This window comes from Gemmatimonas aurantiaca T-27 (assembly GCF_000010305.1).
Lineage (GTDB): Bacteria > Gemmatimonadota > Gemmatimonadetes > Gemmatimonadales > Gemmatimonadaceae > Gemmatimonas > Gemmatimonas aurantiaca.
In genome coordinates, this window is record NC_012489.1 from 3409140 (window position 1) to 3432106 (window position 22967).

Genomic DNA, 22967 nt, shown 5'->3' on the forward strand with positions numbered 1-22967 from the left:
GACACTCAGAACAGGATGACCTGACGAATCGCCTCGCCACGCGCGAGCCGATCGAATCCGTCGTTGATCTCGTCCAGCGACAGACGATGGGTGAGCAACTTGTCCACCGGCAGACGCCCGGATTGATACAGCGCGATATACGCCGGGATGTCGCGCGACGGCACACAACTGCCGAGGTAGGACCCCTGCAACGTGCGCTCCTCGGCGACCAACTGCACCGGGGAAATGGACAGCGTCTGCGACGGATGCGGCAGTCCCACTGTCACGGTCCGGCCACCACGCCGTGTGCCGCGCCAGGTGAAGTCCAGCGCCGCGACCACGCCCGCACACTCGAGCCCCACATCGGCTCCACCGCCCGTCAGCCCGCGCACACGTTCCAGCGCGTTGTCAGCACCACTGTTCACTGCAGCATGGGCCCCAAGGGCCAAGGCTTGCTGAAGTTTGTCGTCACTGACATCGGCCACGACCACCTGACCGGCGCCCGATGCCAACGCGCCCAGCAGCGCGGCAAAGCCGATACCGCCCAGACCGGTGATCAGCACCGACTCGCCCAAACGCAGCTTGGCCGTGTTCACGATGGCGCCCACGCCCGTCATCACCGCACATCCGAACAGGGCACCGATCTCGAACGGCAACGAACGATCCACCCGAACGACGGACTGCCGCGACACCACGACCTCTTCGGCGAATCCCGACACCCCGAGATGATGATGCATCGGTGTGTCGTTCATGTCGCGCAGGCGACGGCCACCATCCAGTAGTTCTCCCGCGCCATTTGCTGCGGCCCCGGGCTCGCACAGCGCCGGCCGTGCGCTCCGGCATGGCGCACAGTGTCCGCATTGTGGCACGAAAGAAAACACCACGTGATCACCGACCATGAGATCACGGACACCGGCCCCCACCTCGATCACTTCACCGGCCGCCTCGTGCCCCAATACCATGGGCAGTGGACGTGGGCGATTGCCATCCACAACGGACAGATCGGAGTGACACAGCCCCGCCGCCGCGATGCGCACACGCACTTCCTGCTCTTGTGGCGCAGAAAGCCGCACGGATTCGATGTGCAACGGGCGGCTGTCGCCATACGGGCGTGGAAGTGCCGTCGTACGCAACACTGCGGCGCGGATCGGAGCGTACATCGTTGGTGTGTATCCCGTGGCGGAAGTCAGCGCGTGATGCGTCACATCAGTGCGAGGTTACCAAGGCAACGTGCTGTCAGTAACGTACGCAAACGTACGCACCGACACCTGCCCTGACCACATACATGTCAGCGACGTCCATTCTGCTTCCGCTCGACGCACTCGGCCGCCGCCGGCTGAAAGTCGCCTTTGTAGGCACACATGGTGTGGGCAAGACCACACTGTGTTTTGATCTCGCCGCTCAGCTCAAGCGGCTCGACCTGGGCGTGGACATCGTCAAGGAAGTGGCTCGCCGTTGTCCCTTGCCGATCAACGAGGACACCACCTTCGACGCGCAGGCGTGGATCCTGCACACCCAGATCGCCGAGGAGATCGAAGCCGCGTCACATTATGAAGTGGTCGTGTGTGATCGTTCGGTGCTCGACAACTATGCCTACCTGGTGGCGCGCGTGGGACGTCGTCCCGAGCTCGAACCACTCGTGCGGGAGTGGGTGAGTGGCTATCAGGCTTTGTTCAAGGTGCCCGTGCTGTCGGCGCCCACATTCGATGGCAAGCGCGCCGTGAGCCCATCATTCCAACACGAGATCGACGCGATCATCGACGACCTCGTGCGTGATCTTGGCATTGCCGTACATCACCTCGACCCGCAGGATCGTGATCAGTGGACGGCGCATGCGCTGCTGCAACTTGGGCTGCCGACACAACCGCCGCAGATCGACCTGTTTGCATTGCGGGACTGAACGGCGGCTTTGGCCTGGAAGCGGTCAGCGGCTGTTGCGGTACATCATTTCCACGAGTTCGTCGTACATCGCCTCGGCTTCATCCGGATTGCGACGGATGGCTTCGGTGGCACAGTGCTTGAGGTGGTTGCGCATGAGTTCACGCCCCACAGCCCGCAACGCCTCATGCACGGACGCGATCTGCGTGAGGATGTCGGCGCAGTAACGGTCGTCGTTCACCATCTTCTGCAATCCACGCACCTGTCCTTCGATACGACGCAGACGTTTCTGGTTACGCAGTTTCACGTCGCTGTCCACGGCCACCGCCTTACGCCCTCCGGCGACGTCGTCACTACCCGTCTCATCGTCAGACCGGGTGCCACAGCCACACCCTACGATGTGCAGTGACCGGTGTGCGGGAGATGTGGCGTCCGGTGTGACATCGGTCGACGTCTCGATCTCGTGTTTCGGGGTCTTGGGCATATCAGGAGACGGGCCGGTCAGGCGAAGGTGACACGACGGAGGCGCAGCGAGTTTGCCACGACGCTCACCGAACTGAACGCCATCGCGGCGCTCGCGAGGATGGGGCTGAGCTGCAATCCGAACGCGGGATACAGCACGCCCGCAGCAATCGGAATGCCGATGACGTTGTAGATGAACGCCCAGAAGAGATTCTGCTTCATGGTACGCATGGTGCGACGCGACAGAGCGATGGCGCGCACGACCCCCTGCAGATCGCCGCGCATGAGCACCACGTCCCCGGCTTCCACGGCGATGTCGGTACCACTGCCGATCGCCATGCCGACATCAGCCTGGGCGAGTGCGGGGGCGTCATTGATCCCATCGCCCACCATGGCCACCACGGCGCCTTCGTCCTGCAGACGCTGCACTTCGCGCACCTTGCCGTCGGGCATCACGCCGGCCACGACACGATCCACTCCCGCGGCGCGCGCAATGGCCTGCGCCGTGCGCTCGTTGTCGCCCGTGAGCATCACCACGGTGAGCCCCAGCGCGTGCAGATCGGCGATCGCCCGTGGCGAACTGTCGCGAATGGGATCGGCCACTGCGACGAGTCCAGCCAGTGCCCCATCCATCGCGATGTACATCGGCGTGCGCCCCTCGCCGGCAAGCCGGACGGCGTCGGCTTCGAGCGCGTCCACCGAAATCCCCCAGTCGTGCATGAAGGCCGCGTTGCCCACGGCCATGGCCGCATCGTCCACCACACCCTGCACACCACGCCCGGTGACCGAGGCAAAGCTCTCCGGTGTGCCGAGCGTGAGTCCCTTGGCCTGGGCATGCTGGACGATCGATTCGGCCAGCGGGTGTTCACTCGCGTGCTCCACCGAAGCGACACGCTGCAGCAGTACATCGGCGTCGATGGCAAGCGCCGGTGCCACGAGGAAATCGGTCACGGTCGGCGCGCCCTGCGTGATGGTACCGGTCTTGTCGAGCACCACGGTGGTGATGTCGCCGGCCCGCTGCAGTGCCTCACCACCCTTGATCAACACGCCAAGCTGCGCGCCCTTGCCACTGGCCACCATCACCGCCGTAGGCACGGCCAGTCCCATGGCACACGGACACGCGATGATGAGCACCGCCACCGCCGACGCAAACGCACGCACCAACGGCGCCTGATCGGCCGCGAAGTACCAGATACCAAATGTGAGTGCCGCAAGACCAATCACCACCGGCACAAACACTGCACTGATCTGGTCGGCCAGTCGCTGAATAGGCGCACGGGATCCCTGCGCATCACGCATGAGTTTCACGATCTGCGCGAGCACACTGTTGGCTCCCAGTGTGGTGGCACTGTAGCGGAATGCTCCGGTGCGATTGATCGTGCCACCTATCACACGATCACCCACCTGTTTGGCCACCGGCAGCGATTCGCCGGTGAGCATGCTTTCATCCACGGCGCTTTCGCCCTGTGTGATCTGGCCGTCCACCGGAATGCGCTCACCGGGACGCACGATGATCACTTCCCCGGCTTCGATCGTATCGACGGGCGCGTCGACCTCGGCATCGAACCGCAACACACGCGCTGTCTGCGGCTGCAGATCCACCAGCGCGCGCAACGCCGCCGACGTGCGCTGCTTGGCGCGCGCTTCGAACATGTTGCCGGTGAGGATGAGAGCGATGATGATGATCACCGCCTCGTAGTACACATCGGGCGCTACACCGCGGGTGGTAAAAAACGCCGGCGAAAATGTAGCGACCAACGAGTAGCCAAATGCCGCCAGCGTGCCCACCGACACCAGCGTGTTCATATCGGCCGCGCCATGTCGTGCTGCCGCCCAGGCCCGCGTATAGAAGTGCCGGCCGGCCCACACCATCACCACCAGCGTTGCCACCAGCAGTCCACCGGTGAGCACCGAGGCCGGCACGGTGTACAGCCACGGCATCACACTACGCAGTACGGGATCGAGAGTGTCCATACTCCAGCGCATGAACGGATCGACGACCACCGCGCCGCTCGATTGCGCACCATGCGCATGGTCCTCGCCGGCCAGCATGGACATGAGTGGCATGCTCACGATCATCGCGATGACGCCGATGACACCGCTCACCACCGCCTTGCGGCGCAGTTCGTGGTACTCGTCGTTCTGCGCGCGATCACGCGCTTCCTGTTCTTCGAATGCGGTCTGATCGGGATTGGCCAATGACGCGCCGTATCCCGTGTCCTCGATGGTCGCGATGAGCGACTCCGGCGACACCGCAGCCGGATCGAACGTGACCGTCGCACTCTTCATCATGAGATTGACGTTCGCGTCGGCCACTCCGGGCTGCTTCTGCAGGGCACGTTGCACGCGCGACGAACACGCGGCGCAGGTCATGCCGGAGACAGGGATACGGACAGTTTCCATGGCGCGCCTCGCGCGAGCTAGTGCGAACCGGTGAGCTGAAAGCCGGCGTCGGCCACGGCTTCGGCGAGTTGCTGCGAGGTGGCACGGGAAGGGTCGAAGGACACCGTGGCCTCACCGACACCGACGGACTGCACGGTGACGCCATCGACCTTCGAGAGGGCCTTGTCGACGGCCTTCACACAGTGGCCGCAGGACATGCCGCTGATTTCGAGCTTGAGGGACTGCATAAAGCCTCCAAGGGATATCGATACCCCCAGTGGGTATCCGTTCCTTGAATGGTAGCATACCCCTACCCCCTATGCAACTACGGGGGCTGGGGAAACGGAAGCTGGGACGACGGGAGCTGGAAACACGGGAGCTGAGGAAACGGGAGCTGGACCCACGGAGCAAAACGGGGGCCGGACCAACGGGTCGTTTCCCGTAGTCCACCCCCCGCTATTCCCCGTTTCCCCAGCTCCCGTCGGTCCAGCTCCCGTAACTCCAGCTCCCGTAACTCCAGCTCCCGTAACTCCAGCTCCCGTAACTCCAGCTCCCGTCGTCCCAGCTCCCGTCGTCCCACCCCCCGTATCACCCGCTCCCGCCTCCCCCCGTCACCTTCACCACCGTCCCCCAAGGATCCGCAAACTCCCCGTTCCTCCCCTCGAACCCTCCCCCGATCAGGCTCGCCTCCACCTCCGCCGGCTCCGGCACCACCACATTCCACGACAGCAGCCGCGCCTCATCCTCGCGTGGCCCCGCGGCCCCTTCGGCCCAGGTGTTGGTGCCCAGATGGTGGTGGTACCCTCCCGCGCCCAGGAACAGCGCCCCCGGGTACCGCCACACGATCCGGTCGAAACCGAGTGCCGCGTGATAGAACTGTGCCCCTCGGGCCAGGTCTCCCACGTGCAGGTGCAGGTGACCCATGACCGTGCCCGCCGGCATCCCCGTCCACGGTTCGCCACGCGCCGCCGCCACCACTGACGGGAAGTTGAACGGATCGGTGGCCATCATCAGCTCACGTCCCGAACGCTTCCATTCCGAGCGCGGACGGTCGGCATACACCTCGATGCCCAGACCATCCGGATCGTGCAGGTACAGCGCCTCGCTGACCAGATGATCGCTCGCCCCTGCCCGTGCCCCGATGTCGGACAGATGCTGCACGAACCGCCCCAGCGCCGGTCGGTCGGGAAGCAGAATGGCAAAGTGGTAGAGCCCCAATCGCGACCCCGGTCTGGTGACCTTGGTGCCCGGCCGCGTCTCGAGAATCACCAGCGGCTCACGCGCGCCGGCAAACCCCAGCTCCACCAGATCGCCCGCCCGACGCAGCTCCGACAGACCGAGCACCTGGCTGTACCAGGCCAGCGACCGATCGAGATTGGATACCTGGAGATGCACCGGCCCCAAACGGAGCGACGCCGGCAACCGATAGCCCGGGGGAGCCTCACCGTAGCTGCCGGCCACCGCCGGCTGTGGCACCGCAGCGCCACCGAACATGTCATGACTGGATACGCCCATGGATGATATATCTATGTTTTAACAATGATTGTCAAGCCATCAAACCAGCACTAAGACGCCCCATCGCGTGCATATTTCGGATGCTGGTACGATTCAGGAGCTTCAGACAGGAGAGCGACCCATGTCGATGCACCGTCCGCTCGTTGCCACCACCGGAGCCCGGCCAACTCCTTCCGTCAGGCTCACGGCGGTATTGCTGGTCGGCGCACTCGCCCCCACGGCCTGCGCGCAAAAGCCAGCACCGGCCCCTGAGTCCGCGCCCAAGTCTGCACCACAATCCGGCGACGCGCATCCCGATGCCCTTCCCGATGCTCGTCCCGAGACCCGCGCCGACGCACCCGCCGATCGCAGCCGCCCGGCCGACGCCCCTTCCACCGGGCACGACGCTCGCGGCACCACACTCGATGCCCGCGACATCCGCGATCAGGCGGTGTCCCGCGTCGAAGAGCTCTTCGTGGGTCGATTCCCCGGTGTTCAGGTCTACCAGACCCCGAGTGGTCTCGAGGTGCGCATTCGCGGCGCCACCTCCCTCCTCGGCAACGGTGAACCGCTCTACGTGGTCGACGACATGGTCATGACACCGGGCACCGGCGGACTCGTCGCCATCAACCCGCGTGACGTGGCCCGGATCGAAGTGCTGAAAGACGCGGTATCACTCGCCGAGTACGGGGTACGTGGAGCCAACGGCGTCGTCCGTATCACCACCAAACGCCACGAGTGATCAGATGATCCGGCGTGCGGAGTTCCGGTTCATGCATCGACATCACGACCACACCCGTTAGCTTGCCCACCATGCAATCCGGCTTGCTGCACCTCTCGCTGCGATTTCGGCGGTTCCTGGCCATGGCGCTCAGCGCACATGTCCTGGTCACTGCTGTCATCACCGCATTGGCAGCCTGCAATCCGGTGGTCGATGCCACGGTCACGCAGACACGCCAGACACCATCGGCCGTTGTCGCCGCACACCACGCGGACCTGCCGACCGATCCGCATGCTGGACACGACGTCGCCGTGAGCACGGCCCCGTCACAGCACATCGGCCACGGCGCATCGTTCACGTCCTCGCCGACGCCCAGCGAATCCGCACCGTCGCATCATCACGGTTCCACCACCGTGACCTGCCCCATGTCCATGGCCTGCGCCGTCAGCGCCATCGCGTCACATGTGCCACCCATCAACACCGAGCACACCTACGCGTCGTCGCGACGTGTGCTCGTGAATGACAGCCTGCCGCGCTCCCCGCGCGTCGCGCCCGAGCCACCCCCTCCGCGCGCGTGAAACACGGCGGATGCGATACCCGCATCCGATGCGCTCTCCCCGAGCGCCTGCATCCATCACGCGGCGTGCCCTGACGCCAGGGCCGTCCCACACCGTGTTTTCCTCGCAGCCACACTTCTCCATGGTCGCGCATATCCTGCGTGGGCCCGTGGTGCTGTTCGCACTCGCGATCGCACTCGTGTCCATGCTCCCATCCGTCGCGTTCGCGCAGACGGACTATTTCAATACCGACGCCGGACGTCCGATCCGCGTCGAAGATGCCTATGCCCTCGAGCGACAGGCGCTCGAACTGCAGATCGCACCGTTCCGCGTGGAACGCGCACGCGCCGGAGGCTATCGCTGGGGCATCGAACCCGAAATCGCCATCGGCCTGTTGCCGCGCACACACATCGAAGTGGGTGTGCCCATCCTGCAGTCGGGAGGCAACGGTCTGCCACGCACCACCGCCGTGGGTGGCGTGGAGCTGTCGGCGTTTTACAACTTCAACGCCGAGACCCGCCTGCCCGCCTTTGCCATCGCCGGTGAAGTGGTGATTCCTGCGGGCAGCCTTGGGCCGTCCACCAAGATCCCCACGATCAAAGGCATCGCCACACGCACGCTGCCGTGGGCGCGCTTCCATGTGAACGGACAGTTCACCTTCGCCAGTGATCCCACCACCGCGCCGCCATCCACGCGCGCCGACGCCGAATCCAACGCCGAGTATTCGCGATGGCAGGTGGGCATGGCCGTCGACCGCTCGTTGCCATTGCGGTCCATGTTGTTCACCGCCGAAGTGGTGACGAGTCAACCGCTGGTGCGCGCGGCGGCGCTGCGCTGGGACGTGGCCGCCGGCACGCGTATTCAGTTCAGTCCACGTGTGGCCTTCGACATGGGCGGCGGCTACCGATTGACCGGGGAAGACCCGGGTTGGTTTGCCACCACCGGGGCCGCGGTGGCCATCGGCTTGCCGTGGCGGGGGAACTGACCATGACACATCCCATCATGCGTCGCGCCCTCTCGCTGGCGATGGCCGCTTCCACAGCGACGGCCGCCGCAATCACGCTGCTTCCCACCTCGCTCGCGGCGCAGTGGTCCACCGCGTACGAACAGTTCTATCTGCAGGCGCCACACAACTGGCAGTTCCGGTCGCACTATGCGTACGCCGACCGTCTGTTCAACGCGTTCGACTTCGGGCACGCCATTCTCTACGAGACGATGTGGCGCTTCCCCAACGCACCGGTGGCCGACCTGGAAACGCGGCGCTACGACCAGCTCACCAAACAGGTGCTGCAGAAGCCGCCCCGTCTGCCGCTCGAAGAGGCGGCCATCGAGCCGATGTATGCGCGCCTTGCACCGGAAGCCAAGACGATGTTCGACTGGGCGCACCTGCTGCATCGCCAGTTGTACGATGTGCTGGCTGATGATCGGCTCGACTGGGCCCAGCGTGACAACGAAGTGAGACGGCTCATCGCCTACTATCGGTCACGTCCCGATATGGCGTTCAGCAGCAAGCCCAAGTCGATGGTGCTGATGCAGGAGCAACCGTACTCACTCGCGTTCCGTCTCAAGTATCCCAAGTTCAATGGACTCATCTGGGGGTACCACTGGTTCCAGGTGGGTCTCTATGAGCCGCTGATGGCGGGGCGCAACCCGGCGGAACGTCATGCCGGTGTGCGCGCGGCAACAGCACGCTTCTTCCAGATGCTCACCGACGCGCCGCGCAGCATGCCGTATCAGATGCCCATGACCGCCACCGTCTCGCCCATGTTCGCCGAGCGTTATCCGGAAGCGGCCATCATCTTCGACAACCTGCACTCCATGCATGATGTCGTTTCGGATATCCTGGCCAACCCCAGTGTACCACGTGATCGCAAGCGGACCGAGATCATGCTGGCCGCGAGCCGTTTCCGTGATGACACCTCGTATGTCATGACGGAAGCCGCGTGGCGTCGGATGTCGGAGCACATGGGCGTGGAGAACATGGGCGGCCCCGCCGTGGGTTTCGGACCGATACTGCCCACGCCATCGGTGACCATGGGCGCCGTGATGCAGCATGACAGCACCGGCGCCATGACAGGATTCGCCCATGGTGGTGCGGCATCGAAGGCGGCGGCCGATGCGCATGCCGGACACGGAGCACCTGCCGCGGCCAATGCCTCCCCGAGCAAGGCACCTGCCGCCAACGATCCGCACGCCGGCCATCAGATGCCGGTATCGTCTCCGCCGTCCGCCGCGTCGCGCTATCTGCATGGCAGCAGTGCCGACAGCGCCGCCGTGGCCGCACTGGTGACCCAGTTCCTCACCGCACTCGGCACGGGCGACAGCACGACCGCGCTCCGGACACTGGGCAACGTGCAGATTCTCGAACGTGGCACGGCCGAACCGCTCGCCGAATACCGGGTACGACATCTGCCGGCGGACATCGCCTTTGCGCGTTCGTCCGATGTGGCCCGCATTCCCCGCACCGTATTGGTGCTGGGGGACGTGGCATACAGCACCGTCACGCAGACCATCACCGGTCGCTACGGCAAACGTCCCAAGGGGAGCGCGGGCGCCGAAGTGATCGTGGCGGAACGCACCGGTGGCGGATGGCGTATCGCGGCAGTGCACTGGTCGTCGCGCCGCCACTGAGCATGACGTCGCGAAGGCGGTAGGTTTCGAGAGCGTGGGTCCCCGCAGTTCCGGAGAGCGAGATGGCATTGTCGGCATGGCATGGCCGGTCCACACGGACCTCTATCACCACCCTGATCACCACATTGGTGGTCTCAGTGGGCGTGACCCCTGCCGTCAGTGCCCAGAGCTCGTCCGACACGCTCACAGCCACCGCCTCACGACAACACACGGCGGCCGACATTGCCTTCATGCAGGGCATGATCGGCCACCATGCGCAGGCGTTGGAGATGGTGGCGCTGGTCGCCAGCCGCTCCACGCGTCTCGAAATGGAGAGCCTCGCCGAACGCATCGCCGTCTCCCAGCGTGATGAGATTTCCATCATGCAACGCTGGCTGACGGCACGCGGCGAGGCGACCAGCATGCCACACGACATGCATTCGTCGCACGCCTCCATGCCGGGCATGCTCTCACCGGCGCAGATGGACTCGTTGCGCACGGCCGACGGCACAGCCTTCGACAAGTTGTTCCTGCAGTACATGATCCAGCATCACGAAGGGGCGCTGGTCATGGTGGCCGAACTCCTGCGCAGCCCCGGCGCGGCGCAGGAGCCCATGGTCTTTCAGATCATGTCCGATGTCGACGCCGATCAACGCGCCGAGATCCGGCGCATGAAGATGCTGCTCGCGCAGTGGTGACGGTGGTGATGACACCCGTGGCGCGCCGGCACCTGTAACACCTTTCACCTTTCGTTCGCACATGACACGTCATTGCTCCGCCGTTCGTCTGTTCGCCATCGCGGCAGCCACGGCCCTTCTGCCCGCCCTGGCGGTGCAGGCGCAGGACCCACGCGTGGGTCTCAAGACCGGCTTCCGTGATGCTGGTGAAGCCATCAAACATCTCGAACTGGTGTCGCACACGCCGAAACCCGACGGCTGGTTCAATCCCCAGCAACTGGGTGATTTTGCGTTCGCCAACTCCGATCTCGCCTTCCAGAAGAATCTCGTCTTCCAGGGCGGCTGGCGTGGCTGGCAGGCGTGGGACATCAGCAACCCCAAGGCGCCGGTGCTGCGCAAGGCGTTTGTCTGTCAGGGTGGCCAGGGCGATCTGTCGGTGTACGGCAAGCTGCTGTTCATGTCGGTGGAAGACCTCGGCGGTCGCATGGACTGCGGCGTCCAGGGGGTGTTCGACACCGTCAGCACCGAGCGCTTCCGTGGTGTGCGCATCTTCGACATCAGCGATATCGACAACCCCAAGCAAGTGGCGGCCGTACAGACGTGCCGCGGTTCGCACACACACACCCTGGTCACCGACCCCAAGGACAAGGCCAATGTGTATGTGTACGTGCAGGGCACCGGTCCGGTGCGTTCCCCCAATGAGCTGGCCGGCTGCCACAACACCACCGATGCCAACTCCGCGCTGTTCCGTATCGAAGTGATCAAGGTGCCGCTGGCCGCGCCGCAGAGCGCCGAGATCGTGAACATGCCGCGCATCTTTGCCGACGGTCAGGGCAACGTGGCCGGGCTGTGGCAGGGTGGCGCGCATGGTGATGGCACCCAGAGCAGCGGCCGCACCGATCAGTGCCACGACATCACCGCGTATCCGGAAATCGGCCTCGCGGCGGGCGCCTGCTCGGGCAACGGCATCCTGCTCGACATCAAGGACCCGGCCAACCCGAAGCGCATCGATGAAGTGATCGATCCGAACTTCGCCTACTGGCACTCCGCCACGTTCAACAATGCCGGTACCACGGTGTTGTTCACCGACGAATGGGGCGGTGGCACCGCGCCGCGCTGCCGGGCCAGCGACAAGCCCACCTGGGGCGCCAACGCGCTCTTCACGCTGGGCAGCAATCGTCAGCTCAAGCAGGTGGGGTATTACAAGCTGCCCGCTGCGCAGGCCGACACCGAAAACTGCGTGGCGCACAACGGCTCGCTGATTCCTGTGCCGGGGCGCGACATCATGGCGCAGGCGTGGTATCAGGGTGGGATGTCGATCTTCGATTTCACCAACCCGGCCAAGCCGGTGGAAATCGCCTACTTCGACCGTGGCCCCATCGCCAATGAACTCACGCTGGCCGGTTACTGGTCCACGTACTGGTACAACGGCCACATCATCGGCTCGGAGATCGGTCGTGGACTCGACATCTTCGCACTGCAGCCCAGCGAGTTCCTGTCGGCCAACGAAATCGAAGCCGCCAAGCTCGTGAAGGTGGATGAACTGAACCCCCAGTTGCAGACGAAGATCGTGTGGCCGGCGGCGTTCCCGGTGGCGCGCTCGTACGTGGATCAACTCGCGCGTAACGATGCGCTGTCCGACACCCGAATCGCGGCCATCAACAAATCACTGGACGCCGCCGAAAAGGCCAGTGGTTCTGCACGAAAGGGCGGCCTCACGCTGCTCGCCTCGCAGTTGGCGTCGGACGTGTCCAAGTCGACTGAACCGGCCCGTGTGCGCGCGCTCATCGATGCGGTGAAGGCGCTCGCGAAGTAGTGCCCCGTAGTCCCGCTTACGGTGCAGGACTCTCGGGGGTGTCGGTGGCGATTGCTGCCGGCACCCCCAGCGCCTTCCGCACCGCCGGCGCCACCTGCGTGCCGAACAGTTCGATGCTGCGCATGATGTCGGCGTGTTGCATCGGGCCCACGCTGAACTGGATCATCATGCGATCGTGTTTGAACAGCTCGTGTTCGAACAGGATCTTGTCGATCACTTCCTGCGGGCTGCCCAGCAACATCGCCCCACGCGGTGAACGCTCGAAGTCGAACTGCTGACGCGTGGGCATCGGCCATCCGCGCTCACGTCCGATGCGCGCCATGGTGTCGATGTACGGCGGGAACGCCGTCTCCACCGCCTGCTCCACACGGTCCGCAATGAAACCATGTGAATTGATGCTCACCTTGAGCGATGCAGGGTCATGCCCCGCCTTCGCACCGGCCTCACGATACAGATCCGCGAACGGCACAAACCGCTCCGGCATGCCTCCGATGATCGCGATGGCGAGTGGCAATCCCAGTGTGCCGGCGCGCACCACCGACGCGGGAGTACCACCCACCGCAATCCACACCGGCAGCGGTTGCTGCAGCGGGCGTGGGTACACACCACGATGATCGATGGACGGTCGGTGCACACCCTGCCACGTCACATGCTCCGATTCACGCAGCGCGAGCAGCAATTGCAGCTTCTCGCTGAACAACGCGTCATAGTCATCGAGGTCCTGCCCAAACAACGGATACGACTCGATGAAGCTGCCGCGGCCGGCCATGATTTCGGCACGTCCGTTGGAAATCAGATCCAGCGTCGCGAAGTCCTGGAACACACGCACCGGGTCATCCGAGCTCAGCACTGTGACGGCACTGGTCAGACGGATGCGTGATGTGCGTGCGGCCGCGGCCGCCAGTACCACCGACGGAGACGAGACGACGTAGTCGGGCCGATGATGTTCGCCCACACCAAAGACATCGAGACCGACCTCATCCGCGAGTACGATCTCTTCGATCAAGTCCTGGATGCGGCGCGCAACGACCGTGCTGTCGTCCGTGCGTCGGGGATCCGTTTCACCGAAGGTGTAGATGCCGAGTTCCATATGTGATCAATTTCACAAACTGTGACGGTATCGCGCCAGCGAGGGCGGTGGACAGGGACGAGCACGCTGGTGCCGCCCCTCGAGTTTGCTACTTTACCCGAGTGACCACATTTCGAGCCGACGAGTCACCGGTTGAGCCCACCCCACTGCGGGTGAGCGTGCGAGAGCGCCTCCAGCGACAATTGGACGGCGCCTATCTCATTTCACGTGAGCTGTCGGGCGGCGGATCGGCGAGTGTGTTTCTCGCCAACGAGATCGCGCTCGATCGTCCCGTGGTGATCAAGGCCATCTCTCCCGAGTTGGCCGCTGGCGTGGACGTGGAGCGCTTCCGTCGCGAAATCAGTTTTGCCGCGCGGTTGCAGCATCCGCACCTCGTGCCACTGCTCAGCGCCGGTACCACCGCCGATCCGCTGCCGCTACCGCAGACGGACGACATGCCGTCGGCATCGACAGCAGGGACCGCCACATCGGCCGCGCGCCTCATCCCGTGGTTCAGCATGCCGTACGTGCAGGGACAGACACTGCGCGAGCGACTCATCGCTGGCCGCATGCTGCCGTTGCCGGAAGTCATGCGCCTGCTGCGGGAAATCGCCTCGGCATTGGCCTATGCCCACGCGCGCAACATCGTGCACCGCGATATCAAACCGGAAAACGTGTTGCTGTGTGATGGTGTGGCCATGATCACCGATTTTGGCGTGGCCAAGGCTCTCGTCGACGCCAGCGACGACCCGCGGCGTTCCGAACGGCGCGTGACCACGGTGAGCATGGCGCTTGGCACGCCGGCCTACATGGCGCCCGAACAGGTCAACTCGGCGCGACTCGTCGACCACAAGGCCGACATCTATGCGCTGGGATGCCTGGCCTACGAACTGCTCGTTGGCACACCGCCGTTTGTGCGTCCCTCATTGCGCGCCACCATGGCCGCGCAGATCGGCGAAGCTCCCACGCCGCTCGGCGATCAGCGCAGTGATATTCCGGCCGCGCTCGCCGACGTGATCATGCAGTGCCTCGAAAAGGATCCGCAGAAACGCCCGCATTCGGCGTCCGTGATCGTGAAGACCATCGACGCCTTTCAGGCGCAGCCGATCACAACGGGGGAATACACGGCGGCCATGGGCAGCGGGTCATTCAAGTCCGCGATCGCGGCGGCATCAACACCCGTGTCGACGAAGTCGGCCGAAGCCCCGAAGGCATCGACGAGCGGCACACGGTTTGTCCTGATCGGCGCCGGCGTGATGGCCGTGGCGGCTGCGGCGATGTACGCCTTGCGAGCGCGCTGATCCTTTCCGCGGTCTGACCCACCGTGTGTTGCAGGTGGTGTGTCAGCGGCGCCCAAACGGGATCCGCACACCAATCTGCATGGTGGACAGGGGCGACCAGCCAGCGCGTTTGGTCGGCGCGCCTCCAGTCAGGGGTTGGGTGTCCATTGTCAGACGTGTCCAGTGGACCGACCCTGACAAAACCACGTAACGCACCAGCACCACACCCACCTGTCCACCGAATTGCGGCAGTATGAGCCGCTCATCGTTTGGCGTAGTGCCCTGATAGCCACGTTGCCCGGTGATGATGCCACCCAGCACAACACCTTCCAGTTGCACCCCATCATTTCCGACACGCCGACCCGCGCCGATGCTCAGGCGCGTCGACCGCTCGAGCTGCAAACCGCCAGTGACCCGCACCCTTGATGGATCACCGGGAATGCACGCCACACCACCACCACCACTTCCAACAAAGTGGTCGGCGGACACCTGCGGGAACCACTGTCCCTGTCCCTGCACATCGACACTGAACGCCAGACTGCCGGCTCCGCAGTTGGACTGATAGGCATCGCTGGGATTGGCAATGCCAAAACGACCGGTGGTTTGTACACCGGACATCTGCGCCTGCAACGACCCAGGAACTGCGACGGCCAACAGTGCAACAGCGACCGCGAGGAAACGCGGTGCACGACGACGCGACCGAAACATCATGGCCTCCACGTCAGTCCAAGACTTCCACCTATGGCGGGGCGATTCTCCGTCAGGGATTCCACGGCGTTGAAGGCGTCGGCACCAACTCGCAGTGCGAGCCCTGAAGTCAGCGGCAACGTGACCGCGGTTCTGACGCCGAGTCCAGGTTCAAATTGCCAATCATCACCGAACACACGACCAGAGGGCATTCGGAGGGGCGCACGATGCATCATGACAATGCCAGATGCTCCCACGATCCAGCGTACGGGCCCTTGTACCAGCGCCCAGTCTCCGCCCAATGAATACATCATCAATTGCTGTCTGATGACAAACGATCCGCTGCCCGCGGTATTGGAGTATGTCCCCCGTTCTTCCACAATGGTGTGAAATGCCGCGGACAGCGCCAACGCCATCCGACTCTCGCGTCCCTGACGATTCACCAGAATCGCAAACGAAGGCCCGCTGCTCTCCGCGGAAGAAGCTCGGCTCTTGTCCGGCGCCGTCCACACACCAACAGCCACCGTGGGCTCCCAGACGACGCTACGGGAGGTCTGTGCACCAGCAATTGAACTTCCCGCCAGCAACACCGTCACCAGGGAGAAAGTGGTTACCCAAAGAGTTCGCATCAGCAAGAACGGTGAGAGACTAAGAGCACAGCACTTCATCGGCGGAGCACAATGCCTACCGTCCCTGACAGGATGGGTTGAAAGTCCTCCGTCATGGCTTCCATGCCACTCAATGCCTGCGCGCCAAATCGCAGCGAGAGCTGCGGGGATGCCGGCACGGTGAAATGCGTGCGCGCGAGCACCACCCCGGTGTAGCTCCAACCGCGGTTCGATGGCGGACCGCCTCGCAACATGTTGGGCTGCATATCGCGAAGACGATACACGATGCGCGAAGCCGCCGGCCCCGCACCGAGTCCCACCGTCCACATGTTGCGCCCTGTCGTGAGCGCAATATCCGGCCCGATGGTGAGGGAGGCCATGTCATTGCGTATGCCATAGGTGCTGGACCTGCCGGGGGCCACCTCGGACAACAACCCACGTCCCTTGGCAGACAGTTGAAGCGAGCTGGCAAAGGCCACGCGTTTCCCGGCGCGAAGTCTTCTGGCATCGAGCTGCACGATCGCCCCGAGCGGCGGCTCACGGTAGCCATTCGTGATGGTCGGTGTAGCCAGCGCCCCCACAGACATCGCGTGTTCCCAGCGCGATGACCGCTCCATCACCTGCTGCGCCGCCAATCCCTCACCGGCCCACATCATCATCACGGCCACACCGCTCCATTGCATCCGCCGCATCATGCCACTCCTTCAAGAGCGTGAAGTCACCCGATCACGGGCCGAATCCGCAACACGCGACCACTGCCACTGTCAGTGACGACATAGATGAACCCATCCGGGCCCACCGTGACATCACGAATGCGCTCCCCCAGTTCGCCGAGGTAGCGTTCTTCTTTTGTCACACGACCATTGGTGAGTTCGAGTCGCACCAGCGCGCCAGGTGTGAGTGACCCGATGATCACACTGCCCTTCCATCCGGGAATCGCATCGGCGTTGTAGAACGTCATGCCCGACGGGGCGATGACAGGATCCCAGTAGTACACCGGCTGCTCCATCCCCTCTTTTGCCGTGCCTTCGCCGATACGCGCGCCGGAATAGTCCACACCGTACGTGATCACCGGCCAGCCGTAGTTCTTGCCGCGTTCGGGATGATTGAGTTCATCGCCACCACGCGCACCGTGCTCCACCGTCCACAACTGTCCCGTGGTGGGATGCAGCGCCGCCGCCTGCACATTGCGATGCCCGTAGGACCAGATCTCCGGCCGCGCACTGCTCTGACCGGTGAACGGATTGTCCGACGGCACCGTGCCATCGGGATTGATGCGCATCACCTTGCCTTGTCCACGCGCCAGATCCTGCGCGTAGTCACGCCAGTTCATGCGATCACCCTGGGTCACGAACAACTTGCCGTCGCGCGCGAATACCAGTCGCGAGCCATAGTGCCCGCCGCCGTTGAGCTTGGGCGTCTGTCGGTAGATCACCTGCACATCCTGCAGCGCGTTGCCCACCAACCGCCCACGCGCCACCGACGTGCCCGCGCCCCCCGTGCCCGATTCGGCAAACGACAGGTAGATCAGCCCGTTGCTCGCGAAGCCCGGATCGAGCGCCACATCCAGCAGCCCGCCCTGCCCCTCCGCGTACACCGCCGGTACACCAGTCACCGGCGCCGACAGTTGACCATTCACCGCCACAATGCGCAGTCGCCCCGGTCGTTCGGTCACCAGTGCCCGCCCATCAGGGAGAATTTCTATCCCCCATGGATTGACCAAGCCACTCGCCCACGTCTCCGCACGCACCACCCCTCTGATCGACCCGGGCGTTGGAGAACGATCCGCCAACACCTGGCTCGGCGTGCCCGGATTGGTGGTGGTATCGGTCCGTGTCGAATCCGCCACCACCTGCGTCCCATTCGGCGCCTCATTGCACGCCGCCGCCATCAGCAGCACCGCAGCCGCCGAAGCAGAAGCCCGCACAACTCGCGAGTCCCCAAGTCTCATAAAAAAATCCCCTCGCGTTAGTCGAATGAAGAGGAACTCATGGGCCCCACCCACGCACCCAAGCCCGTCCACCCTACCACCCACTGCCTACGACCTAAAACCCGCCCCCCAATACCTCATTCCCATCCCACCGTCCCGCGCCTCATCCCCCGTTGTTCCCCGTGTTCCCTCCAATGGTTCCCCCTATCCGTGCCCCACCGCACGCAATCCGCCTCCGCATATGGCCAGACCAAGGGAAAACACCCATTTTTCAGTCCTTCCCCCAACCCTGCCCAAGAATGCCGATCTCTCTCAAGATCAACGGCACGTCCCGCACGGTCGATGTCCCCGCTGATATGCCCTTGTTGTGGGTGCTGCGTGATGAACTCGACCTCAAGGGCACCAAGTTCGGATGCGGCGCCAATCGTTGTGGCGCCTGCACCGTGCACGTGAACGGCGCCGCGCAGCGTTCCTGCACGTTCCCCGTCTCCCGCGCCGCCGGCGCCGAGATCACCACCATCGAAGGCCTCTCGCCCGATGGCGCGCATGCCGTGCAGAAGGCGTGGGAAGAACTCGACGTCCCGCAGTGCGGTTACTGTCAGGCCGGCCAGATGATGGCCGCCGCGTCGCTGCTCGAAAAGACACCCAAGCCCACCAACGCGCAGATCGACAGCGCGCTCAACACGAATCTCTGCCGCTGCGCCACCTACCTGCGCATTCGTGCGGCCGTGCATCGTGCCGCCGAGATCAAGGCCGGTGGAGCCGCCGTCGGCAGCAGCAGCGCTCCCGGGGAGGATTGAGCCATGTCCACGGAAACGGAAACCCCGGTAGCCCCCAAGGCCACGTCACGCCGCGAATTCCTGCGCGCCACGGCACTTGTTGGTGGTGGCATCATGCTCGCGAGTTACGCCGAACCCCTGGGCGCGCTCGAGCGCTTTGCCGCCGGCAGCACGCCGCTGGCTGATCCCATGTTGTCGGCCTTCATCCGCATCACGCCCGACAACATCGTCACCATCATCGCGAAGAATCCCGAGATCGGTCAGGGCATCAAGACCATGTTGCCCATGCTGATCGCCGATGAACTCGATGTGGACTGGAAGCAGGTGCGGGTCGAACAGGCCGACTTCGATCCCACCAAGTATCAGTCGCAGATCGCCGGTGGTTCCACCGCCACGCCCACCAACTGGCTGCCGCAGCGTCGTGTGGGTGCCGCCGGTCGGGCCATGCTGCTGCAGGCCGCCGCGTCCAAGTGGAATGTGCCGGCGAGTGAACTCACCACGTCGAAGGGTGTGGTGTATCACGCCGCGTCCAAGCGCGAAGCCACCTACGGCTCACTGGCCACCGCTGCAGCCAGTGTCACGCCGCCCGCGCTCGACACGGTGCCGCTCAAGGAGCCCAAGCAGTTCACCATCATCGGCAAGCGCACGCACACGGTGGGGCTCAAGGACATCCTCACCGGCAAGCCGATCTTCGGCATCGACGTGACGGTGCCCAACATGCACTACGCCACGTTCGTGAAGGCGCCCGTGTACACCGCCAAGGTGGCCAGCGCCAATCTCGACGTGGTCAAGGCGCAGCCCGGTGTCACACACGCGTTCGTGGTGGAAGGCACCAACAACCTCGCCGGTCTCAAGGCCGGTGTGGCCATCGTGGGCACCAACTGGTGGCGAGTGCAGGAAGCCCGCAAGAAGCTGGTGGTGCAGTGGGCCGAACATCCCACCTCGCAGCAGTCGAGTGCCGCCTTTGCCGCCAAGGCCAAGGAGTTCTTCGGTGCGGCGCCGCATCGCACCATTCGCAACGACGGCGATTACGATGCGGCCATCAAGAGCGCGGCCAAGGTGATCGAGGCGGAGTACACCTATCCGTTCATCAATCACGCCACGCTCGAACCGCAGAACTGCACGGCGCGCATGAACGCCGATGGCACCTGCGAGATGTGGACCACGTCGCAGACCCCGCAGGGTGGCCGAGCGCTGGTGGCCACCACGCTGGGGCTCAAGGAAGACCAGGTCCTCATGCACATGATGCGGGCCGGTGGTGGCTTTGGCCGTCGTCTGTACAACGAACCCCTGGCCGAAGTGGCATGGATTGCGCGCGAAGCCAAGGTGCCCGTGAAGCTGATCTGGACGCGTGAAGACGACATGCAGCACGACCAGTTCCGTCCGGGTGGTTTCCACAAGTTCACCGCCGGCGTGGATGCCAACGGCAAGCTGGTCGCGTTCCGCAATCACTTCGCCACGTTTGGCGAAGGCGAGCGCTTTGCATCCAGCGCCGACATCGGTCCCACCGAGTATCCCGCGCGTTTCGTGCCCAACCTGCGCATGGATGTTTCGGTCATGCCACTCGGCGTGCCCACGGGCGCGCTGCGTGCGCCGCGCTCCAACGCGCTGTCGTTTGCGTTCCAGGGGTTCATCGACGAATGCGCCACGGCCGCGGGCAAGGATGCGATTCAGTTCCGTATCGACATGCTCAAGTCGGAGATCCCGCCCACCACGCCGCTCACGCCGCAGCAGCAGGCAGGGCTGATGGATGCGCAGCGTGTGATCGGCATTCTCGAGCAAGTGCGTGATGTGTCGGGCTGGGGCAAGACGACGCTGCCCAAGGGCACCGGCATGGGCGTGGCGTTCTACTTCAGCCACCGCGGCTACTTCGCCGAAGTGGTGCAGGCCACGGTGAGCAAGGCCGGTCAGGTGAAGGTGGACAAGGTGTGGGCGGTGGGTGATGTGGGTAGTGAGATCATCAACCCCAACCACGCCGAGCAGCAGACGCAGGGTGCCGTGCTGGACGCGATGGGCCAGGCATATGGTCAGGAGATCACGTTCACGGCCGGTAAGGCCGATCAGGGCAACTTCTCCCCTGCCACCACCGCCGCCGGCTCGGCGAACAACTTCCCGCTGCTGCGCATCAGCCAGGCGCCGCCGGTGGTGGAAGTGCACTGGAAGAAGACCAACTTCTCGCCCACCGGCATTGGCGAGCCCGCGATGCCGCCGTTCATTCCCGCGCTGATGGGGGCCATCTATCAGGCCACCGGCAAGCGTGTCCGGCAGTTGCCACTCTCGAAGGTCGACCTTCGCTGGAGCTGACTTCTTTCAGATGACCAACGACATGATCACAGTCGTTCCGACGTCCCCGTTCGCTGACCAGCGGCCGGGGACGTCCGGTTTGCGGAAGCGCACACCCGTGTTTCAGCAGCCGCACTATCTCGAGAACTTCGTGCAGGCGTTGCTCGACGAAGCCGCACTGCAGCCCGGGCAAACGCTGGTGGTGGGTGGCGACGGTCGCTTTCTCAACAGAGAAGCGATTGGCACCATCGTGCGCATGGCCGCCGCCAATGGCATCACGCATGTGGTGGTGGGGCGTGGTGGACTGCTGTCCACACCGGCCGCGTCGCATCTCATTCGGCAGGGCGCCGCAGGCGGCATCATTCTCTCGGCCAGCCACAACCCCGGCGGCCCCGATGGTGATTTCGGCATCAAGTACAACACCGGCAACGGCGGTCCGGCGCCCGAGTCGTTCACCAACAGGGTGGCCGAGCGTGCGGCCGCGCTCACGTCATATCGTGTGGCCGAGCTGCCCGCGTTCGACTTGGATAAGCTGGGTGAGCAGCCGCTTGGAAGCTTGAAGCTTGAAGTAGTTGATCCGGTGAGTGCGTATGCCGCGCTGATGGAGACGCTGTTCGACTTCGGCGCCATTCGCGCATTGATCGCCGGCGGGTTTCGTGTGCGGTTCGACGCCATGCACGCCATCACCGGCCCGTACGCGGTGGAGATTCTCGAGCGGCGGCTCGGAGCGCCCAAGGGCACCGTCATCAACGGCACGCCCCTGCCCGACTTTGGTGGTGGGCATCCCGACCCCAACCTCACCTACGCGCCCGAACTGGTGAATGAACTGTTCGGCGACAACGCGCCCGACTTTGGCGCCGCGTCGGATGGCGACGGTGACCGCAACATGATTCTGGGCCAGCGCTTCTTCGTAACGCCGAGCGACAGTCTGGCCGTGCTGGCCGCGAATGCCACGCTGGTGCCCGCATACAAGAGTGGCCTGGCCGGCGTGGCGCGCAGCATGCCCACCAGCATGGCCGTGGACGCGGTGGCCGCGAAGCTGGGAATTCCGTGTTACGAGACGCCCACCGGCTGGAAGTTCTTCGGCAATCTGCTGGACGCCGGCCGTATCACACTGTGTGGTGAGGAAAGCTTTGGTACGGGAAGCAACCATGTGCGCGAGAAGGACGGCCTGTGGGCCGTGCTGTTCTGGCTGAACGTAGTGGCCGTGCGTGGTGAGAGTGTGGAGCAGATCGTGCGGGCGCACTGGGCCGAGTATGGGCGCAACTACTACACCCGCTATGACTACGAAGGTGTGCCCACCGAAGCCGCGAACAGCGTGATGGCACATCTGCGCGCGCAGTTGCCAGAGTTGCCGGGCAAGGAACTGGGCGGGCGCATGGTGAAGGCTGCGGATGATTTCTCATATACCGATCCGATTGATGGATCGGTGAGCGCGAAGCAGGGGATTCGCTTGCTGTTCGAGGATGAGGCGCGCATTGTCTACCGGCTGTCGGGGACGGGCACTGAAGGCGCGACCATTCGCGTCTATATGGAAATGCGATCAGCGGAAGTGAATAGCCTGCGAACAACAGAGGACCCGCCAGTCAACGGTATGGCCACTGTCGCACTGACCATAGCCGATCTCGTCAGCAAAACCGGCATGCGTCAGCCGACTGTCATCACATAGAGCACCACTTTCCGTTTGAGATCGGATGCGCACCGCCAAGCGGCGAATATCTACCAGAAGTATCTGCAAATCGAACTACACCGACT

General features: G+C 64.2%; 21 protein-coding genes. 11 read left to right on the forward strand and 10 right to left on the reverse strand.

Features of this window, described 5'->3' with window-relative positions:
* Nucleotides 1-5: 5 nt before the first annotated feature.
* Nucleotides 6-1139, reverse strand: a complete 1134-nt coding sequence (locus GAU_RS14855; RefSeq protein WP_015894711.1) for a zinc-dependent alcohol dehydrogenase family protein — start codon at nt 1137-1139, stop codon at nt 6-8.
* A 125-nt stretch (nt 1140-1264) separates the two neighbouring features.
* Here GAU_RS14855 and GAU_RS14860 point away from each other — a divergent pair, with 125 nt between their 5' ends.
* Nucleotides 1265-1879 (forward strand): AAA family ATPase, encoded by a 615-nt coding sequence (locus tag GAU_RS14860; RefSeq protein ID WP_015894712.1) that lies wholly within the window; start codon nt 1265-1267, stop codon nt 1877-1879.
* A 24-nt stretch (nt 1880-1903) separates the two neighbouring features.
* Here GAU_RS14860 and GAU_RS14865 read toward each other — a convergent pair whose 3' ends face one another.
* The 4 genes from GAU_RS14865 to GAU_RS14880 form a co-directional block, all read right to left on the reverse strand.
* Complete coding sequence (locus tag GAU_RS14865) at nt 1904-2341, reverse strand: metal-sensitive transcriptional regulator (protein ID WP_083765676.1); 438 nt, start codon at nt 2339-2341, stop codon at nt 1904-1906.
* Nucleotides 2342-2358: 17 nt separating this feature from the next.
* On the reverse strand, nt 2359-4722 hold the full coding sequence (locus tag GAU_RS14870) for a heavy metal translocating P-type ATPase (RefSeq protein WP_015894714.1): 2364 nt from the start codon (nt 4720-4722) through the stop codon (nt 2359-2361).
* Between the two features lie 17 nt (nt 4723-4739).
* Nucleotides 4740-4949 (reverse strand): heavy-metal-associated domain-containing protein, encoded by a 210-nt coding sequence (locus GAU_RS14875; RefSeq protein WP_015894715.1) that lies wholly within the window; start codon nt 4947-4949, stop codon nt 4740-4742.
* A 340-nt stretch (nt 4950-5289) separates the two neighbouring features.
* Nucleotides 5290-6216: a VOC family protein gene (locus GAU_RS14880; protein ID WP_015894716.1), complete on the reverse strand. Its 927-nt coding sequence runs from the start codon at nt 6214-6216 to the stop codon at nt 5290-5292.
* Nucleotides 6217-6337: 121 nt separating this feature from the next.
* Between GAU_RS14880 and GAU_RS14885 the strand changes: the two genes are divergently transcribed.
* The 6 genes from GAU_RS14885 to GAU_RS14910 all read left to right on the forward strand — a co-directional run bounded on the left by GAU_RS14885 (nt 6338) and on the right by GAU_RS14910 (nt 12576).
* On the forward strand, nt 6338-6937 hold the full coding sequence (locus GAU_RS14885; protein WP_015894717.1) for a TonB-dependent receptor plug domain-containing protein: 600 nt from the start codon (nt 6338-6340) through the stop codon (nt 6935-6937).
* Nucleotides 6938-7008: 71 nt separating this feature from the next.
* Complete coding sequence (locus GAU_RS14890; RefSeq protein WP_015894718.1) at nt 7009-7494, forward strand: hypothetical protein; 486 nt, start codon at nt 7009-7011, stop codon at nt 7492-7494.
* Between the two features lie 28 nt (nt 7495-7522).
* Nucleotides 7523-8458: a hypothetical protein gene (locus GAU_RS14895; RefSeq protein WP_169307700.1), complete on the forward strand. Its 936-nt coding sequence runs from the start codon at nt 7523-7525 to the stop codon at nt 8456-8458.
* Between the two features lie 2 nt (nt 8459-8460).
* On the forward strand, nt 8461-10104 hold the full coding sequence (locus GAU_RS21145; protein ID WP_015894720.1) for a nuclear transport factor 2 family protein: 1644 nt from the start codon (nt 8461-8463) through the stop codon (nt 10102-10104).
* A 62-nt stretch (nt 10105-10166) separates the two neighbouring features.
* Nucleotides 10167-10781 carry a DUF305 domain-containing protein gene (locus GAU_RS14905; RefSeq protein ID WP_015894721.1) on the forward strand — a complete coding sequence of 205 codons (615 nt, stop codon included), beginning with the start codon at nt 10167-10169 and terminating at the stop codon, nt 10779-10781.
* A 61-nt stretch (nt 10782-10842) separates the two neighbouring features.
* A complete protein-coding gene (locus GAU_RS14910) occupies nt 10843-12576 on the forward strand; it encodes an LVIVD repeat-containing protein (protein WP_015894722.1) in 1734 nt (577 codons plus the stop codon).
* Between the two features lie 16 nt (nt 12577-12592).
* Here GAU_RS14910 and GAU_RS14915 read toward each other — a convergent pair whose 3' ends face one another.
* Complete coding sequence (locus GAU_RS14915; RefSeq protein ID WP_015894723.1) at nt 12593-13666, reverse strand: LLM class flavin-dependent oxidoreductase; 1074 nt, start codon at nt 13664-13666, stop codon at nt 12593-12595.
* 101 nt (nt 13667-13767) lie between these two features.
* Between GAU_RS14915 and GAU_RS14920 the strand changes: the two genes are divergently transcribed.
* Complete coding sequence (locus GAU_RS14920) at nt 13768-14946, forward strand: serine/threonine-protein kinase (protein WP_041265570.1); 1179 nt, start codon at nt 13768-13770, stop codon at nt 14944-14946.
* Nucleotides 14947-14988: 42 nt separating this feature from the next.
* Here the strand turns inward: GAU_RS14920 and GAU_RS14925 are convergent, their stop codons facing one another.
* The 4 genes from GAU_RS14925 to GAU_RS14940 are packed head-to-tail and all read right to left on the reverse strand — an operon-like array spanning nt 14989 to nt 18147.
* Nucleotides 14989-15636 carry a hypothetical protein gene (locus GAU_RS14925; RefSeq protein WP_156799061.1) on the reverse strand — a complete coding sequence of 216 codons (648 nt, stop codon included), beginning with the start codon at nt 15634-15636 and terminating at the stop codon, nt 14989-14991.
* Nucleotides 15633-16241 carry a hypothetical protein gene (locus GAU_RS14930; RefSeq protein ID WP_156799062.1) on the reverse strand — a complete coding sequence of 203 codons (609 nt, stop codon included), beginning with the start codon at nt 16239-16241 and terminating at the stop codon, nt 15633-15635. Before GAU_RS14930 ends, GAU_RS14925 begins: the two co-directional genes overlap by 4 nt.
* Nucleotides 16242-16276: 35 nt before the next feature.
* The gene (locus tag GAU_RS14935; protein ID WP_041265573.1) at nt 16277-16915 is read right to left on the reverse strand and encodes a hypothetical protein; all 639 of its coding nucleotides are present in this window, start codon (nt 16913-16915) and stop codon (nt 16277-16279) included.
* A 23-nt stretch (nt 16916-16938) separates the two neighbouring features.
* A complete protein-coding gene (locus GAU_RS14940) occupies nt 16939-18147 on the reverse strand; it encodes a PQQ-dependent sugar dehydrogenase (RefSeq protein ID WP_197525990.1) in 1209 nt (402 codons plus the stop codon).
* A 302-nt stretch (nt 18148-18449) separates the two neighbouring features.
* Here GAU_RS14940 and GAU_RS14945 point away from each other — a divergent pair, with 302 nt between their 5' ends.
* The 3 genes from GAU_RS14945 to GAU_RS14955 are packed head-to-tail and all read left to right on the forward strand — an operon-like array spanning nt 18450 to nt 22881.
* A complete protein-coding gene (locus GAU_RS14945) occupies nt 18450-18950 on the forward strand; it encodes a (2Fe-2S)-binding protein (protein WP_015894729.1) in 501 nt (166 codons plus the stop codon).
* Between the two features lie 3 nt (nt 18951-18953).
* Entirely contained in the window at nt 18954-21233 is a 2280-nt protein-coding gene (locus GAU_RS14950) for a xanthine dehydrogenase family protein molybdopterin-binding subunit (RefSeq protein ID WP_015894730.1), read from the forward strand.
* A 22-nt stretch (nt 21234-21255) separates the two neighbouring features.
* Entirely contained in the window at nt 21256-22881 is a 1626-nt protein-coding gene (locus GAU_RS14955) for an alpha-D-glucose phosphate-specific phosphoglucomutase (protein WP_015894731.1), read from the forward strand.
* Nucleotides 22882-22967 lie beyond the last annotated feature (86 nt).

Excerpts from the sequence above, each read along its gene's own strand:
- GAU_RS14910 (WP_015894722.1), top strand. The coding sequence starts at position 10,843 with ATGACACGTCATTGCTCCGCCGTTCGTCTGTTCGCCATCGCGGCAGCC.
- GAU_RS14885 (WP_015894717.1), top strand. The coding sequence starts at position 6,338 with ATGTCGATGCACCGTCCGCTCGTTGCCACCACCGGAGCCCGGCCAACT.
- GAU_RS14955 (WP_015894731.1), top strand. The coding sequence starts at position 21,256 with ATGATCACAGTCGTTCCGACGTCCCCGTTCGCTGACCAGCGGCCGGGG.
- GAU_RS21145 (WP_015894720.1), top strand. The coding sequence starts at position 8,461 with ATGACACATCCCATCATGCGTCGCGCCCTCTCGCTGGCGATGGCCGCT.
- GAU_RS14890 (WP_015894718.1), top strand. The coding sequence starts at position 7,009 with ATGCAATCCGGCTTGCTGCACCTCTCGCTGCGATTTCGGCGGTTCCTG.
- GAU_RS14930 (WP_156799062.1), bottom strand. The coding sequence starts at position 16,241 with ATGCGAACTCTTTGGGTAACCACTTTCTCCCTGGTGACGGTGTTGCTG.
- GAU_RS14915 (WP_015894723.1), bottom strand. The coding sequence starts at position 13,666 with ATGGAACTCGGCATCTACACCTTCGGTGAAACGGATCCCCGACGCACG.
- GAU_RS14855 (WP_015894711.1), bottom strand. The coding sequence starts at position 1,139 with ATGTACGCTCCGATCCGCGCCGCAGTGTTGCGTACGACGGCACTTCCA.
- GAU_RS14860 (WP_015894712.1), top strand. The coding sequence starts at position 1,265 with ATGTCAGCGACGTCCATTCTGCTTCCGCTCGACGCACTCGGCCGCCGC.
- GAU_RS14895 (WP_169307700.1), top strand. The coding sequence starts at position 7,523 with ATGCGCTCTCCCCGAGCGCCTGCATCCATCACGCGGCGTGCCCTGACG.
- GAU_RS14875 (WP_015894715.1), bottom strand. The coding sequence starts at position 4,949 with ATGCAGTCCCTCAAGCTCGAAATCAGCGGCATGTCCTGCGGCCACTGT.
- GAU_RS14935 (WP_041265573.1), bottom strand. The coding sequence starts at position 16,915 with ATGATGCGGCGGATGCAATGGAGCGGTGTGGCCGTGATGATGATGTGG.
- GAU_RS14880 (WP_015894716.1), bottom strand. The coding sequence starts at position 6,216 with ATGGGCGTATCCAGTCATGACATGTTCGGTGGCGCTGCGGTGCCACAG.
- GAU_RS14905 (WP_015894721.1), top strand. The coding sequence starts at position 10,167 with ATGGCATTGTCGGCATGGCATGGCCGGTCCACACGGACCTCTATCACC.
- GAU_RS14945 (WP_015894729.1), top strand. The coding sequence starts at position 18,450 with ATGCCGATCTCTCTCAAGATCAACGGCACGTCCCGCACGGTCGATGTC.
- GAU_RS14870 (WP_015894714.1), bottom strand. The coding sequence starts at position 4,722 with ATGGAAACTGTCCGTATCCCTGTCTCCGGCATGACCTGCGCCGCGTGT.
- GAU_RS14865 (WP_083765676.1), bottom strand. The coding sequence starts at position 2,341 with ATGCCCAAGACCCCGAAACACGAGATCGAGACGTCGACCGATGTCACA.
- GAU_RS14950 (WP_015894730.1), top strand. The coding sequence starts at position 18,954 with ATGTCCACGGAAACGGAAACCCCGGTAGCCCCCAAGGCCACGTCACGC.
- GAU_RS14925 (WP_156799061.1), bottom strand. The coding sequence starts at position 15,636 with ATGATGTTTCGGTCGCGTCGTCGTGCACCGCGTTTCCTCGCGGTCGCT.